Genomic DNA, 13,977 nt, shown 5'->3' with positions numbered 1-13,977 from the left:
TGGTGATTCCCATGGCCAGAAGGGTGCCGCCGATGACGAAATACCTTGCGATCTCAGCTCTCGTCCTGGGCACGGCCGTTGCCATGTCCGCCTCGGCAATCGCCGGCGACCGGCACCACGAGCGCCTGATCGAGCCCGAACGCTACGTTCCGGCCGAAGGCGACCTCATCGACATCCTGTTCGGCGGTCCGCGCTACTATGACGCCATGCTGGTCACCACTGCGGCCGGCGCCTGCTCCTACCATCGGACTGGGCCGGACGCGAACGCGTTGAACAAGATCAACGATCATCACTGCGGAAAATAGCTGCCGTTCGCGGCGATCCTTCGTTCCGCACCGCCAGCCGCCGACAAGCCGCTGTTGAGATGGCCAGCCTCTCTTGATGCCGCCCTCGACGTGGCTGGAGCCATCGCACACAGTCGGCTCAGATATTGTATACAATGCTGAAGAAAGATGTTGACAATCTGACGGCGCCGGTTTCCCTTAAGCTATCCGCGCAGCCAATGAGCAAAAAAACAAAAGCGCGATAACCAGAAGGGAACTGAAATGATCAATCGACGCTCGACTCTGAAATCTATGGTGCTTGGCGCCGTCTCGACCCTGGCGATTGCCGCCGTTGGCATCCCGTCCGCGCAGGCTGAAAACAAGGAACTGAAAATCGGCTTCGTCGGCGTCACCAGCGGCCCCGCCGCCGCCTGGGGCACGTCCAACGTGCGCTCGATGCAGACGCGCGCCGCCTGGCTCAACGAGACCGGCGGCGTCAAGATCGGCAACGACACCTACAACATCAAAATCGTCACCTTCGACGACCAGAAGGATCCCAAGCGCGCCATCGCCGGCATGGAGAAGATGGCGCAGGAAGGCATCCACTATGTGGTCGGGCCGAACGTCGATGACGGCGCCGCCGCGGTGCGTCCCGTCGCCGAGGCCAACGGCATCATCTATTTCCCCTACGCCTTCCCGAAGGCGCTCTACCAGAAGCCCGCCTCGAACGCCGTTCTCGGCATGATCGCCAACTATCAGTCGGGTCCGGCGATCTACAAATATCTCAAGGAAAACAAGGGTGTGAAGACGATCGCCTTTGTCGCCGCGAACGAATCCGATCCGCTCAGCCAACGTGACAGCGGCGTCGAGGCGGCCAAGGCGCTTGGGCTGCAGGTCGTCGCGCAGAACGACACCTATCAGAACGACACCCGCGACTTCACGCCGGTGCTGACCCCGATCGTCGCGTTGAAGCCTGATCTGCTGGTGCTGTCCGGCGTGGCGCCGGCCAACGCGCCGCTGCTCATCCGCGCCGCCCGCGAGCTCGGATATGAAGGCCTGATCTCGACCGAGACCGCGCAGGACGCCAAGGTGCTGGAGGAGGGCGCCGGCGAATACGCCAACGGCTTCATCTCCGTCGGCGGCGCATCGACGCCGGAGATTGCTTCGGACGCGATGAAGGAGTTCGTTGCCCGCTACACCAAGATGTTCGGCGAGTATAACGACGAATCCAACACCAAGGTCTACGCGCTAGAATACATCCTCGAAACGCTGAAGGCCAATCCTGCGGCCATCAACGATGTCGCGGAATTCAAGAAGACCATGGACAGCTTCTCGGCGCCCAACCCGTATCTTAAGGGCGACGCCAAGCTGACTTATGTCGGCACGACCTCCTTCGGCCAGAAGCGCCAACTCGCCGTGCCGATGGTGGTCAACGAATATAAGGACGGCGCTTTCCAGACCCTGTTTGTCGGCACCGTCGACTAGCGTTCGGTTCCTAGATTGCTTCCTCCCGCATGCCGGGGGTCCGGGCAGTTTCCGGGCCCCGCGGCAGATCGAAGGTATCCATGGAACAGGTCATCGCCAACGGATTGTATCTCGGTGCCCAGTATGCGCTGATCGCGCTGGGGCTCACCCTGATCTTCGCCCTTATGAACGTGCTCAATTTCGCCCACGGGCAGATGTATGTGCTGGGCGGGTTCATCAGCTACACCGTCTATGGCCAGCTCGGCCTGCCTTTCGTGGTGGCGCTGCTGGCGTCCGGCGCCACACTCGCTGTCATCGGCGCGCTGATGGAGAAGTTCCTCTTTCGAACCGTCATCCGGCGCAGCCACCGCGAGGAGAGCACGATGCTGCTCGCCGCCGCGACGGCATTCTTCTTCGATGCCGTCATCCTACTGCTCTTCGGCGAAAAGCAGCGCGGCGTCCCCAAGATCGTCAAGGGCGTCTTCAACGAGGCCGGCATCATCATCCCTTACGACCGCTTGGTCGTCGGCGCCCTGGCCATCGTCTTCATCGCCGCTTTCGTCCTCTACATGCAGTACAGCCGGGTCGGCCGCGCCATGCGGGCGCTCGCCCAGGACCGCGTCGCGGCCCAGTTGATGGGTGTCAGGGTCGACCGCTATTCGATGATCGGCTTCGCCATGGGGGCGATGCTCGCCGGCGTTGTCGGCGGCCTGCTGGTCACCATCACCGGCGTCAACTCCGGCATCGGCGGCCCGATCTCGATCAAGGCCTTTCTGATGGTGATGATCGGCGGCGCCGGCGTCGTCGGCGGCGCGATCGCCGGCGGCTTCATCCTCGGCATGATGGAGTCGGTCGGGCTCACGGTGCTGCGCGAATATGGCGACGTCACCTACCTCGCCATCTTCGCCGCCCTGATGGTGTTCCTGTCGATCCGCCCCAACGGGTTGATGGGCAAGCCGTGGGGTTGATCGCCATGACCCGCAATCGCAGCATGAAAATCGCCTCGGTCGCCGCTTTCCTCGCGATCGTCTTCATCGCCGTGCCGGCCGCGATCTCGTTGAGCGGCCGCATCGACCTCTATTACACGCTGACCTCGGTGGCGCTGCTCAGCATCGCCAGCGCCGGCGTCTGGCTCACCTTCTACATCGGCCGCATCAACATCGGCCAGGGCGCCTACGCGCTGATGGGCGGCTATGTCTCGGCCATCCTGGTGATGAACCATGGCTGGTCGTTCTGGCCGACGATCCCCGTCGCCGGCCTGCTCTGCGCCGCGGCAAGCGTGCTTATCGGCCTGCCGATCCTGCGCCTGCGCGGCGTCTACTTCGCCATGGTGACGCTGACGCTGACCGAGGTGGCACGCCTGCTTGCGCTGGCGCTGCCGATCACCAACGGCGCCAAGGGCATCGTCAGCATCCCGCTGCCCGGCGCGCTGTCCGTCTTCGGTCTGACCATCATTCCGGATTTCGCCACGCTGCAGAATTCGCGACTCGCCTTCTACCTGCTGGCGGTCACGCTGATGGTGGTCTGCTTCGCAGTGATGTATCGGCTGGTTCAGTCGCGCATCGGCAAGCTTTGCCAGTCGCTGCAGCAGAATGAGGAACTCGCCTCCTCGATCGGCGTCAACATCGCCTATCTGCGCGTCATCGCCTACGCCGTCTCGTCCTTCTTCGGCGGTGTCGCGGGCGCGATTTTCGCGGCCATCTCGCAGTCGATCTATCCGTCGAGCTTCACGGTCACCGATTCCGTCAACTTCATGCTGAACTGCTTCCTTGGCGGTCTAGGCTATGTGTTCGGGCCGATGCTCGGCACGCTAGTGCTCTATTTCGGCTGGGACCTCTTGTTCCAGACCGGCCGGCTCCAGCTCCTGATCTATTCCGGCCTGATGATCGTGTTGATGCTGGTCCTGCCCAACGGCCTGCTCAGCCTCGCCGAAACGACCCGGAAGAAGGCTTGAGCCATGGCCGAAATGCTCGAAGTCTCCGGTCTTAGCAAACGCTTCGGCGGTCTGGTTGCGGTCAACAACGTCTCCTTCTCGGTGCGCGAGAAGGAGATCCTGTCGGTGATCGGTCCGAACGGCGCCGGCAAGTCGACGCTGTTCAAGCTGATCTCGTCGTTCCTGCGGCCGACATCGGGCGAGGTGCGTCTGAAGGGCGAGCGCATCTCCGGCCTCGCGCCGCATATCGCCGCCCGCAGGGGCGTCGTCCGCACCTTCCAGGAGACGACGATCTTCAAGAACATGAGCGTGCGCGACAACGTCATCATCGCGCACCACCTGCGCTCGAAGGCGAACCTGTTCGGCTTCTTCCTGGGCACCGGCACCGCGAGGGCCGACGAAGCGGCTTTCGGCGCTTCGGCCGACGAGATCCTGGCACTGCTCGGCCTGGCTTCGCTTGCCAACGAGACCGCCCGCAACCTGCCGCACGGCCATTTGCGGGCGCTGGGCATCGCCGTCGGCCTTGCCACCAATCCCTCGATCCTGCTGCTCGACGAGCCCTTTGCCGGCATGAACCACGAAGAGACGATGCGCATGGTGGCGTTGGTGCGGCGCCTGCGCGATCTCGGCCTCACCATCCTGCTCGTCGAGCACGACATGCCGGCCGTGATGAAGATCTCGGACCGCATCGTCGTCCTCAATTTCGGGCAGAAGATCGCCGAGGGAACGCCGTCTGACATCCAGGCCAACGACAAGGTGATCGAAGCCTATCTCGGCAGCGAAGACGAGGCGATCGGCCTATGAACCAGATCCTGAAATTCGCCGGCGTCGAGCTCTACTACGATCACGTCTACGCGCTGAAAGGCGTCTCGCTCGAGGTCAATGAGGGCGAGACGGTGGCGCTGATCGGCGCCAACGGCGCCGGCAAGTCATCGATCCTTCGCGCCATCACCGGCCTGCGCAAGATCAGGTCCGGCGAGATCCGTTACAACGGCAAGCGCATCGACGGCGCCGCCCCCGACGAGATCGTCAAGATGGGCATCGCCATGGTGCCGGAGGGCAGGCGCGTCTTCCCCTTTATGACGGTCAGGGACAACCTGCTGATGGGCGCCTTCACGCGCTCAAGCAAGGCCGAGATAGCGGCCTCGATGGAGATGGTGCTGGGACGCTTTCCGCGGCTCAAGGAGCGCTTCTCGCAGGCCGCCGGCACGATGAGCGGCGGCGAGCAGCAGATGCTGGTCATCGGCCGCGCGCTCATGGCGAAGCCGAAGCTCTTGCTGCTCGACGAGCCGTCGCTCGGCGTCGCCCCCAAGCTCGTCCAGGACATCGCCCGCTCGATCGTCGCCATCAACCGCGACGAGAAGGTCAGCGTTCTCCTGGTCGAGCAGAACTCGCGCATGGCGCTGCGCATCTCGCAGCGCGCCTATGCGCTGACCACCGGCAGCGTCGCGCTGAGCGGCTACTCCGCCGAACTGCTGACCGACGACCGGGTCAAGCGTCTTTATCTCGGCGGCGAGATCTGAGGTTCGCATGCGCATACTCGTCATCAATCCCAACACGACCGCGTCGATGACCGACAAGATCGGCAAAGCGGCGGCGAGCGTCGCGTCCATGGGAACCGAAATCACGGCCGTCAATCCGGCCGACGGTCCACCGAGCATCGAGGGCTATTTCGACGAGGTCTTCGCCGTGCCGGGCATCATCGCCGAGATGAGCAAGGCGCCGGCGGCGGACGCCTACGTGATCGCCTGCTTCGACGACACCGGGCTCGATGCTGCGCGCTGCGCGACCGAAGCCCCCGTCATCGGCATCGGCGAGGCGGCCTTCCATCTCGCCAGCCTCGTCGCCGGCAGGTTCAGCGTCGTCACCACGCTTGCCCGCTCGGTTCCCGCCATCGAACACAATTTGGCGAAATACGGCCTCGCCTCGCGCTGCGCCAAAGTGCGCTCGTCGGAAGTCGCCGTGCTCGATCTCGAGCAGCCTGGCTCGAACGCCAGGCACAAGATCTCGGACGAGATCACGCGCGCCATCCGCGAGGATCACGCCGAGGCGATCGTGCTTGGCTGCGCCGGCATGGCCGACCTCGCGCATAATCTTTCGCAGGAGCACGGCGTTCCGGTGCTCGACGGCGTCGTCTGTGCGGTCACCCTGGCCGAGAGCCTGTTCAAAGTTGGTCTGAAGACATCGAAGGTCGGCGGCTATGCCGCGCCGCGCGGCAAGCGCTTCGCCGGCATCTTTGCTTCGGCGTCGCCGGTAGGCGCCGGCTCGCCAAGCTAGCGCGGCCCTGGGAGATCGGATCCCTCGGGATTGACCGGGGCGCGAGCGACATTAGATTGAATTGGCCGATTTGGGGGCAGGACGGGCCGCGTCGGGCCTGCGCATTTGAAAGCATGTTGACGGTACTCAAGGAAGAAGATCGCGACGACAAGCCGGCAGCGCGCTGGTCGCCGATCTACTATGGGCTCAGGGACGCCATCGTCAGCCACCGTCTCGCTCCGGGCACCAAGCTGCCGGAAGACGAGCTGGCCTCGATCTATTCGGTGAGCCGCACCGTCGTCCGCGCCGCCCTGCAGGCCCTTGCGCATGACCGGCTGGCGCGGCTGGAGCCCAATCGCGGCGCCTTCGTCGCCCAGCCGTCGAAGATCGAAGCGCGCGAAGTGTTCGAGGCCCGAGCCTTGATCGAGCCCAAGGTGGCAGCGCTTGCCGCCAAGGCGGCGGTGCCGTCCGACATCGCGCAATTGCGGGCGCACCTCGAGAAGGAGCACGAGGCGCTGCATGACGGCCGCGACAGCGACGCCATCATGCTGTCGGCGCGCTTCCATGTCGGCATCGCCGAGATCGCCGCGCATTCGGTGTTCACCAACTTCGTGCGCGACCTCGTCTCGCATTCCTCGCTGATCATCGCGCTCTACTGGAAGCGCCGCGACGCGACCTGCGAGAAGCATGCGCACCATGCGCTGGTCGACGCGATCGAAGCCGGCGACAGCGCCGATGCCGCAGCGCTGATGAACAGCCATCTGGTCGATCTGCTTTCGGGGCTGGATCTCACCGACAAGGTGGAAAAGTCGGACAGCCTGACGCATCTGCTGCGGGCATAACGACGGAAGTGCCGGCTTTCGACGCGGCCGCGGCCCGACAGGCGGACCGCGGCGAATAGTCTGACCGGCTTCTCGTCCGGCAGTCAGTAGCCGACCGTGAAGCGCTGCCTGATGTGCTCGGGCTTCTCGATCTCATTGGCCATCGCTATGGCGTAATCCTCGAAGGAGATGCTGCTGCCCTCCTCGGTGGCCAGAAGCGCATCCTTGCCCAGCCGGAACTTTCCGGTGCGCTCTCCCGCGACAAACAGGGCCGATGGCGATAGGAAGGTCCAGTCGAGATCGCTGACCGATTTCAGCTTGCCCAGGAAATCGGCGCCCTTGAGCGCCTCGGCCTTGTAGGCCGCCGGGAATTCCGGCGTGTCGACCAGACGCTTGCCGGGCGCAACCTCGAGGCTGCCGGCGCCGCCGACCACGAGGTAGCGCTTCACCCCCGAAGCCCGCACCGCAGCGATCAGCGTGTCGGGATCGCTGGCGGTGAAATGCACCGCGCTGATCACGGCGTCATGGCCCTTGACCAGCGCGGCGAGGCCGTCCTTGTCGAAGGCGTCGCCTTTCACCGCGGTGACGCCCGGCAGCACCGCGATCTTCTCGGGCGTGCGGGCGATCGCGGTGATGGCGTGGCCGCGATCGGAGAGTTCCTTGAGAAGGCGCGAGCCGACTTGGCCGGACGCGCCGATGAGGGCAATTTTCATGGAAGTTCCTTTCTGCTTGGGGAAGAGATCGGGATCAGGCCGCCTGGAGATGGGCGACGAGATTGTCGTAGCTGCCGAAGAGCGCGTTGGACCCGATGAGCCGCGGCGCACCGTTGCGGATGACGGCAAGCGACGGAACGCCATCGGCATTGAGCCTCTGGAACAGCGCGCGCCCGCGGCCGACAAGGTCGAGGTGCGCAGCGAGCAGGTCATCGGTCGGCGTCGCAACGAGCCTTGCCGCGTCCGCCATGCCGGCGTCGGCCAGCACCGCGGCCACGCCGCTTGCCGTGACGATGTCGCGGCCATCGACATAGCGGGCATGCTGGATCGCCCTCAGCGCCGGCAGCCGCCGCTGGGGATCCTCGAGACCGGCTGCGCTGATGCCGAGCGTTGCCGCGCTGGAATCGAGCAACGTGCCGCGCACGTTCAACACATTGTCCAGATAGGCCTGACTGAAAGGCTGCCCGCTCAGCCGTTCGATGCGCTGATCATTGGCCCAGGCATGGGCGGCGAAGCCTACATCCAGCGGCCGGGCGCCAGCGCCGGAGAAAAGGCCGGTCGGCAGCAGGGTAGGTGCGACACCGCTCGCCACAAGCCTGTCCAACATCGGCGTGGCGCCGTAGCACCAGCCGCAAAGCGGATCGAAAAGATAGGTCACGGTGGTGTTGATCATGGCCGTCTCGTCCAGATAGCGTCGTCGAGAGGCTAAATGGCAGCTCGTCCGGTTGCGAAAAACCGCGATCAATCATACGAACTGTCTGATCAAATCAGACAATCAGCGTGCCGATGGCCGACCTTCTCAATCTCAACAGGCTGGTCTACTTCACCACGGTGGTGGAGACCGGGTCGTTCACCGCCGCCGCCGACCGCCTCGACGTCGCCAAGGCCGTGGTCAGCCATCAGGTGGGCAGGCTGGAAGAGGAACTGGGCGCGAGCTTGTTGCGGCGAACGACGCGGCGCGTCACCGCGACGGAGGAGGGGCGCCTGTTCTACGACCGCGCGGCCATCATCCTGCGCGAGGCCGAGGCGGCCTATGGCGATATCTCGCATAGCGCGACGAAGCCGGCGGGTACGCTGCGCCTCACCGCGTCGCTCGATTACGGCGCGAAAGTGGTCGCTCCGACCATTGCCGAGTATCTCAGGAAATATCCGAAGATGAAGGTCGAGGCGATCTTCGACGACGCCATCAGCAATCTTGTCGACGAGCAGATCGACCTCGGCATCCGCATCGGCTGGCTCGCCGATTCCAGCAATCAGGCACGGCGCCTCGGAACCCTGCAGCAGGTCGTCGTCGCGACACCCGGGCTTGCAGCCAGCCTCCCGCCGAATGTGAGCCCCAGGCTTGCAAAATCCTTGCCATGGGTCGGCAATGCGCAACTGCGCGGCGTCGGCCAGTGGCTGTTTTCGAAGGACGGCGAGACGGTGCTGACCGAACTCAATCCAATCGTTGTCTGCGACAAGACGCCGGCCGTGCAAGCCTGTGTGCTCGCCGGCATCGGGCTCGGCATCTTTCCTGACTTCGCCGTCGAAGACGAAATCGCCGGAGGCCGCCTCGTGCGAGTCTTCGCCGACTGGACCTTGCCGACCGGCGGCATCCATGCCGTATTTCCGCCGGCCCGCTACCGGCCGGCAAAGGTGCGCGCCTTTGTGGACCTTTTGGTCGCCGCGGAGCGGAGGCGGGCGCGAAGATGAGATACTCGGGGCTGATGCCTGCCCAATGCATGTTCCTCAAAGTGCGCGGCGGTTTTGGGACAACGGCATGCATAAGACGAAGACGCCTAATTCCGTTTAGACGCGACGCGCTATAAACTCCTCCGAGCAGCAAGCGCGCGAACTCATCCGGGACAGATATCCGGAACTCGAAGCGGTTCAGTTTTTCCGAGATTGCGGAACCGCCCCGAGAAGCACGGCGCCCGCTAGGCTGCAGCTGCCGCCTGCGAATAATCCATCCGCTCCAGGTCGGCGATCAGCCCTGGACCTGTCGGCTGCCAGCCGAGCCGCTCGCGCGTCCGCTGGCTGCACGCCAGCATGTCGGCGCCGGCAAACATCGCGAGCCATCCGAAATGACTGGCGGCCTCATCCGGCGACAGCGAGACTGTCGGCATCCCCAGGCCGGCGCCGATGACTTCCGCGATCTCGCGCATCGGTATGCCTTCCTCGGCGACCGCGTTGTAGCGCACGCCTGCTTCTTGCTTCTCCAGCGCCAGGCGGTAGAGCCGCGCCACGTCGAGCACATGCGCCGCCGGCCAGCGGTTGCGCCCTTCGCCAATATACGCCGAAACGCCCTTCGCCCGCGTCAGCGCGATCAGCGGCGTGATCAGGCCCTGCTTGACGGTGTCATGGACCTGCGGAAGCCGAACGACCGATACTTTTGCGCCCGCCGCCGACATTGCAGTGCCGGCGAGCTCGGACAGGATGCGCGGATTGGGGTGTTGCGTGTTGAACACGTCCTCCTTCGCCGGCTGCCCAGATTCGGCACTGCCCATCCCTGTTCCGGATGTGATGAGCAGCAGCCGATCCGAACCGGCCAGCGCGCCGCCCAGTGCCTCGATCACGCGCTTGTCCTTTTCGCAATTCGCCGCGAAATTCGAAAAATCGTGATCGAAGGCGGTGTGGACCACGGCATCCGAGCGCGCCGCGCCGTCGCGGAGGCTGTCGAGGTCTTCCAGGTCGCCGCGATGGGCCTCGGCGCCGGCGGCTGCAAGGGCGCGCGCGCCTGCGTCGGATCGTGTCAGGCCGAGCACCTGATGCCCGGCGGCAAGGAGTTCCGGAACTATCCTGGAACCGATGAAACCGGTCGCGCCGGTAAGGAATACACGCATGGGAGGGCTCCTCTGTTGTTCGGAGCCCTTGTCGCTTCCTTGCTCATTCTGTTAAAGTAGTGATCTTATCATGGTATAATAGCCAATAGGATCGCAGTGCCTGTCGAGACGCCCAACAAGCTTGGCAACTTCCTTCGGGATCGCCGCATGCGTCTCGTTCCGGTGGCCTTCGGCTTCACCACGGGACGACGCCGCACCCAGGGGCTGCGCCGCGAAGAGGTAGCGCAGCGCGCCAACATCAGCCCGACATGGTACACCTGGCTGGAGCAGGGGCGGGGCGGCGCGCCGTCCGCGGATGTGCTCAACCGCATCGCGAGCGGCCTGATGCTGACCGAGCCCGAACGCGAGCATTTGTTCATGCTGGGCCTCGGGCGTCCGCCGGAAGTCCGCTACAGAAACGTGGACAGCGTGACGCCGCGCCTGCAGCGTGTGCTGGACGCCCTCGAGACCAGTCCGGCAATCATCAAGACCGCGACGTGGGACGTCGTTGCGTGGAACCGCGCCGCCGCCGCACTGCTGACCGACTACTCCAAGCTTCCCCGCGAGCAGCGCAACATTCTGCGCCTGATGTTCGGCAACCCGCGCGTGCGCGCCGCGCAGGATGACTGGCAAAGCGTCGCCCGCTTCGTGGTCGGGTCATTCCGGGCCGATGCCGCTCGCGCCGGCGCCGGCGCGGAGATCGCCGAGCTGGTCGAGGAACTTTCACGGACCAGTCCGGAATTCGAAGCGCTGTGGCGGGACAACGACCTCGTCGCCGCTCAAGGCGAAGGGGTGAAGCGTCTCCGGCACCCCGAAATCGGATTGATCGAGCTGGAGTTCTCGGTTTTCGCGGTCGACGGCCGTCCCGAGCTCGGCATGGTCGTCTATAATCCCGTGAACGCTTCGGACGTCGAACGCATCCAATCGCTGATCGGGAGAGATTCGTGAACGTCAATGACATCAGGTGGACAGCATCCGAAAAGAAGGTCGCGCGCCGCGCCTTCGATACGGCGCTGGAGGCAGCGCTCGGCAGGACGATGGCCGAACTCAAAGGCAAGGCCGGCGCCGCGACGACGCCTGCCGACATGTGGGAGATCGAGGACTATCTGCGGCAGCAGCGGCGAAAGATCGACCAGATGTTCGACTATCGCTATTCGCAGCTTACCATAGTCTTTGCCGTCCTCGTCCGGGAAGGATATCTGGACGAGAACCTGCTTTCCGGTTTGTCGGAAGACAAGCGGGAGGAGATACGCAGGTTCCTCGCCTGGCACGCCAGGGAGTAGGGCGCCGGCGGCTGGAGGTCCGACGCTTCGATGCGTCAGGCGTGAGCCTGCCGCGCCCGTGACCGTTTTCGGGAAGCATCGGCGCCGCCTTGCGAGCGGATATGATCGATGAACGCGCGCAGCTTGGGCAGGACCTGATGCCTTTCCGGGTAGTAGAGGAAGACGCCCGGCGATGTGGCGGCGAATGCAGTCAGGAGCGTCTCGAGGCGCCCGTCCTCGATTGCCGGGCAGGCGATCGGACTGGGCACCTGGGCAAGTCCGGCGCCCTGGATCGCAGCCCCAAGAAGCGTCGGGTAGTCGTGCGCGATGAGCGGTCCGGTGACGATCGCCTCGATCGCCTTGTTGCCTTTGGTGAAGCGCCACGGCGCGACCGAACCATTCGATCGACGCAGGCGCAGGCAGGCGTGGTGGCGCAGATCCTCGATGCGCTCAGGCACCGATCGCTGGCGTAGATAGGCGGGACTGCCGACAACCACCATTGGGAATGGCGGCGTCAGTCGAACCGCGACCATGTCGGCCGCGATGAGATCGCCGAGCCGGATGCCGGCGTCGAACCCTTCGGCCGCGAGGTCGACCAGCTCGCCGCTTGCGACGATCTCCAACTCGATCTCGGGATAGGCCTGGCAGAAGGACGCAATCATCGGCTCCAGCAGGGTCGGCACCACCGCCGGCGGCACGGAGAGACGCAGGAGTCCCGCCGGCCGCTGTCCCATCCCGCGCGCGATCTCGCTGGCGGCGATCAATTCCTCGAACGCCGGCCGGGCGCGGGCGAAGAAGCGCTCGCCGGCTTCGGTCAGGCCGACGCTGCGCGTCGTGCGGATGAACAGCGCAGCGCCGATGCGCGCCTCCAGTGTCCGGATTGCCTGGCTGATCGCCGATGGAGTCACGCTGAGCTCGACGGCCGCCTTGCGGAAATTGCGGTGCCGGGCGACGCTCAGGAACGCCTCGACGCCGTCGAGCGCGCCGTGTCGGACTGTGAAGTTCTGCTTCATGACCCATCGACATTATCGCGGATAGTTGCCGGCACAAAGCGGTCGTATCCCTCTTGTGGATTGGAAAGCTAAGGGAAGTGGCAATGACAGACGAGTTGGATCGCGTGCGCGATCACTACCGCGCGACCGGCCTGGCCGAGCGACTGAAGACGGCGCTGGCTGTATTGGGACCGGACGAACTGCGGCTCAAGCCCGAGCAACTGGCGACCCTGGACCAGTTCCACACGCGCGGTCTCGCCGCGACCGCCGATCTTGCCAAATTGGCCGGCATCACGGCCGGCATGTCGGTCCTCGACGTCGGATCGGGGGTGGGTGGGCCGGCGCGTTTTCTCGCCGCGACCTATGGCTGCAACGTCACTGGCATCGATCTCAGCGAACCATTTGTTGAAGCCGCGATCTATCTTACGGGGCGCACGGGACAGAGCGGGACCGTGTCGTTCAAGGTCGGCAGCGCGCTGACGCTTCCCCTCGACGACGGCGGTTTCGACGTCGTGTTGCTGCAGCATGTGGCAATGAACATCGCGGACCGCCCGCAGCTTTATCGCGAGATCAGGCGAATGCTGAAGCCGGGCGGAAAATTCGCCACCTTCGACGTCGTGCTGAACGGCGGCGACCCGCACTATCCGGTTCCGTGGGCGAAGACCTCGGCGGAGAGCTTTCTGCTCTCCGCCGCCGCGACCTGCGAAGCGGTCGAGGCCGCTGGGTTCCGCACGCTTGCCCAGCAGGACGATACCGCGGGCGCCAAGACCTGGTTCGCGGCACTGCGGGCATCCGGACCGCCGCCTTCGCTGAACCTCGGTGTCGTCATGGGGCCGGGTTTCGCGGATTTTGCCGCCAATCTCGGACGCAATCTGATGGAAGGCCGGCTGGGTGTCCTGAGCGCCGTGTTCGAGGCCGTTCCAGTCAACTGACCAATTCCAGGAAAAGTGCGCAGCGGTTTTCCGTCCGCAATTGCGTGAAAACAAAAATTTATAGAGGAGACGGCAATGTCGCCGGCGACGATCTTCAACATCCATCTCGTCCTGGGCTACGTGCCGTGGCTGCTTTGCTTCGGCGCCTATATCTGGCCAAGGCTCAAGCTCATGGACCGCGTCGAGGCGCATCGCGCCATCGCCACGCTGCACAGCTTCCGTTTCTTCGGGCTCGTCTTCCTGCTTCCGGGCGTCGTCGGTCCGGACCTGCCCGCAGGCTTCGCGGTCTTTGCCGCCTATGGCGACTTCGCGACCGGACTGCTGGCCATGCTGGCGCTGCTTGCCGCGCGGAGGCCTTCGATCTTCTGGCCGCTCGTCGTCACCTTCAACCTTGTTGGAATCGCCGACCTTGTCGTTGACTACTACCACGGCAGCGTGCTCCATCTTCCCGAACTGGCAGGACAGTTGGGTGCCACCTACGCGATCCCGATCCTCTATGTGCCTCTGCTGATGATCACGCATGTCACCGCCCTCTATCTG

17 protein-coding genes are annotated in these 13,977 nt (G+C 64.5%); 13 read left to right on the top strand and 4 right to left on the bottom strand.

Annotation, left to right across the window (positions count from 1 at the left end; all coding sequences use genetic code 11):
* Positions 1–11: 11 nt before the first annotated feature.
* The 8 genes from EH240_RS20805 to EH240_RS20770 all read left to right on the top strand — a co-directional run bounded on the left by EH240_RS20805 (position 12) and on the right by EH240_RS20770 (position 6,758).
* Positions 12–305 (top strand): hypothetical protein, encoded by a 294-nt coding sequence (locus EH240_RS20805; protein ID WP_425374816.1) that lies wholly within the window; start codon positions 12–14, stop codon positions 303–305.
* Positions 306–545: 240 nt separating this feature from the next.
* Positions 546–1,748: an ABC transporter substrate-binding protein gene (locus tag EH240_RS20800; RefSeq protein WP_125002095.1), complete on the top strand. Its 1,203-nt coding sequence runs from the start codon at positions 546–548 to the stop codon at positions 1,746–1,748.
* A gap of 80 nt (positions 1,749–1,828) precedes the next feature.
* Positions 1,829–2,695 carry a branched-chain amino acid ABC transporter permease gene (locus tag EH240_RS20795; RefSeq protein WP_125002093.1) on the top strand — a complete coding sequence of 289 codons (867 nt, stop codon included), beginning with the start codon at positions 1,829–1,831 and terminating at the stop codon, positions 2,693–2,695.
* Positions 2,696–2,700: 5 nt separating this feature from the next.
* On the top strand, positions 2,701–3,681 hold the full coding sequence (locus EH240_RS20790) for a branched-chain amino acid ABC transporter permease (protein WP_125002091.1): 981 nt from the start codon (positions 2,701–2,703) through the stop codon (positions 3,679–3,681).
* A gap of 3 nt (positions 3,682–3,684) precedes the next feature.
* On the top strand, positions 3,685–4,464 hold the full coding sequence (locus EH240_RS20785; protein ID WP_125002089.1) for an ABC transporter ATP-binding protein: 780 nt from the start codon (positions 3,685–3,687) through the stop codon (positions 4,462–4,464).
* A complete protein-coding gene (locus EH240_RS20780; protein WP_125002087.1) occupies positions 4,461–5,183 on the top strand; it encodes an ABC transporter ATP-binding protein in 723 nt (240 codons plus the stop codon). Before EH240_RS20785 ends, EH240_RS20780 begins: the two co-directional genes overlap by 4 nt.
* A 7-nt stretch (positions 5,184–5,190) precedes the next feature.
* Positions 5,191–5,937: an aspartate/glutamate racemase family protein gene (locus tag EH240_RS20775; protein ID WP_125002085.1), complete on the top strand. Its 747-nt coding sequence runs from the start codon at positions 5,191–5,193 to the stop codon at positions 5,935–5,937.
* Positions 5,938–6,050: 113 nt separating this feature from the next.
* Positions 6,051–6,758, top strand: a complete 708-nt coding sequence (locus EH240_RS20770; protein ID WP_125002083.1) for a GntR family transcriptional regulator — start codon at positions 6,051–6,053, stop codon at positions 6,756–6,758.
* 83 nt (positions 6,759–6,841) lie between these two features.
* Here EH240_RS20770 and EH240_RS20765 read toward each other — a convergent pair whose 3' ends face one another.
* Positions 6,842–7,450 (bottom strand): NAD(P)-dependent oxidoreductase, encoded by a 609-nt coding sequence (locus EH240_RS20765; RefSeq protein WP_125002081.1) that lies wholly within the window; start codon positions 7,448–7,450, stop codon positions 6,842–6,844.
* Positions 7,451–7,484: 34 nt separating this feature from the next.
* Positions 7,485–8,123: a DsbA family protein gene (locus EH240_RS20760; RefSeq protein WP_125002079.1), complete on the bottom strand. Its 639-nt coding sequence runs from the start codon at positions 8,121–8,123 to the stop codon at positions 7,485–7,487.
* Positions 8,124–8,236: 113 nt separating this feature from the next.
* Between EH240_RS20760 and EH240_RS20755 the strand changes: the two genes are divergently transcribed.
* Positions 8,237–9,142, top strand: coding sequence for a LysR family transcriptional regulator (locus EH240_RS20755; protein WP_125002077.1), 906 nt, complete (start codon positions 8,237–8,239; stop codon positions 9,140–9,142).
* Between the two features lie 224 nt (positions 9,143–9,366).
* Here EH240_RS20755 and EH240_RS20750 read toward each other — a convergent pair whose 3' ends face one another.
* Entirely contained in the window at positions 9,367–10,272 is a 906-nt protein-coding gene (locus EH240_RS20750; RefSeq protein ID WP_125002075.1) for an SDR family oxidoreductase, read from the bottom strand.
* Positions 10,273–10,368: 96 nt separating this feature from the next.
* On the opposite strand from EH240_RS20750, the gene EH240_RS20745 reads away from it, so the two are divergent.
* Positions 10,369–11,199, top strand: coding sequence for a helix-turn-helix transcriptional regulator (locus EH240_RS20745; protein WP_125002073.1), 831 nt, complete (start codon positions 10,369–10,371; stop codon positions 11,197–11,199).
* Positions 11,196–11,534 carry a hypothetical protein gene (locus EH240_RS20740; RefSeq protein WP_125002071.1) on the top strand — a complete coding sequence of 113 codons (339 nt, stop codon included), beginning with the start codon at positions 11,196–11,198 and terminating at the stop codon, positions 11,532–11,534. The genes EH240_RS20745 and EH240_RS20740 overlap by 4 nt, the downstream gene beginning before the upstream one ends.
* Before the next feature lie 35 nt (positions 11,535–11,569).
* Here EH240_RS20740 and EH240_RS20735 read toward each other — a convergent pair whose 3' ends face one another.
* Positions 11,570–12,526, bottom strand: coding sequence for a LysR family transcriptional regulator (locus EH240_RS20735; protein ID WP_125002069.1), 957 nt, complete (start codon positions 12,524–12,526; stop codon positions 11,570–11,572).
* A gap of 83 nt (positions 12,527–12,609) precedes the next feature.
* Between EH240_RS20735 and EH240_RS20730 the strand changes: the two genes are divergently transcribed.
* Positions 12,610–13,437: a class I SAM-dependent methyltransferase gene (locus EH240_RS20730; protein WP_125002067.1), complete on the top strand. Its 828-nt coding sequence runs from the start codon at positions 12,610–12,612 to the stop codon at positions 13,435–13,437.
* A 75-nt stretch (positions 13,438–13,512) separates the two neighbouring features.
* Positions 13,513–13,977 (top strand): hypothetical protein (locus EH240_RS20725; protein ID WP_125002065.1); only part of this gene is annotated, 465 nt, incomplete at its 3' end.

Origin of the sequence: Mesorhizobium tamadayense (assembly GCF_003863365.1) — a bacterium.
In the GTDB taxonomy this organism is placed as follows: domain Bacteria; phylum Pseudomonadota; class Alphaproteobacteria; order Rhizobiales; family Rhizobiaceae; genus Mesorhizobium; species Mesorhizobium tamadayense.
Note: the sequence above shows the minus strand (reverse complement) of the source record. Positions and strands in the feature narration are given on the sequence as shown.

Bases quoted from the DNA above. Each gene is read 5' to 3' on its own strand.
- EH240_RS20770 (WP_125002083.1), top strand. From the start codon at position 6,051: ATGTTGACGGTACTCAAGGAAGAAGATCGCGACGACAAGCCGGCAGCG.
- EH240_RS20805 (WP_425374816.1), top strand. From the start codon at position 12: ATGGCCAGAAGGGTGCCGCCGATGACGAAATACCTTGCGATCTCAGCT.
- EH240_RS20795 (WP_125002093.1), top strand. From the start codon at position 1,829: ATGGAACAGGTCATCGCCAACGGATTGTATCTCGGTGCCCAGTATGCG.
- EH240_RS20775 (WP_125002085.1), top strand. From the start codon at position 5,191: ATGCGCATACTCGTCATCAATCCCAACACGACCGCGTCGATGACCGAC.
- EH240_RS20790 (WP_125002091.1), top strand. From the start codon at position 2,701: ATGACCCGCAATCGCAGCATGAAAATCGCCTCGGTCGCCGCTTTCCTC.
- EH240_RS20800 (WP_125002095.1), top strand. From the start codon at position 546: ATGATCAATCGACGCTCGACTCTGAAATCTATGGTGCTTGGCGCCGTC.
- EH240_RS20755 (WP_125002077.1), top strand. From the start codon at position 8,237: ATGGCCGACCTTCTCAATCTCAACAGGCTGGTCTACTTCACCACGGTG.
- EH240_RS20765 (WP_125002081.1), bottom strand. From the start codon at position 7,450: ATGAAAATTGCCCTCATCGGCGCGTCCGGCCAAGTCGGCTCGCGCCTT.
- EH240_RS20750 (WP_125002075.1), bottom strand. From the start codon at position 10,272: ATGCGTGTATTCCTTACCGGCGCGACCGGTTTCATCGGTTCCAGGATA.
- EH240_RS20730 (WP_125002067.1), top strand. From the start codon at position 12,610: ATGACAGACGAGTTGGATCGCGTGCGCGATCACTACCGCGCGACCGGC.
- EH240_RS20780 (WP_125002087.1), top strand. From the start codon at position 4,461: ATGAACCAGATCCTGAAATTCGCCGGCGTCGAGCTCTACTACGATCAC.
- EH240_RS20785 (WP_125002089.1), top strand. From the start codon at position 3,685: ATGGCCGAAATGCTCGAAGTCTCCGGTCTTAGCAAACGCTTCGGCGGT.
- EH240_RS20735 (WP_125002069.1), bottom strand. From the start codon at position 12,526: ATGAAGCAGAACTTCACAGTCCGACACGGCGCGCTCGACGGCGTCGAG.
- EH240_RS20760 (WP_125002079.1), bottom strand. From the start codon at position 8,123: ATGATCAACACCACCGTGACCTATCTTTTCGATCCGCTTTGCGGCTGG.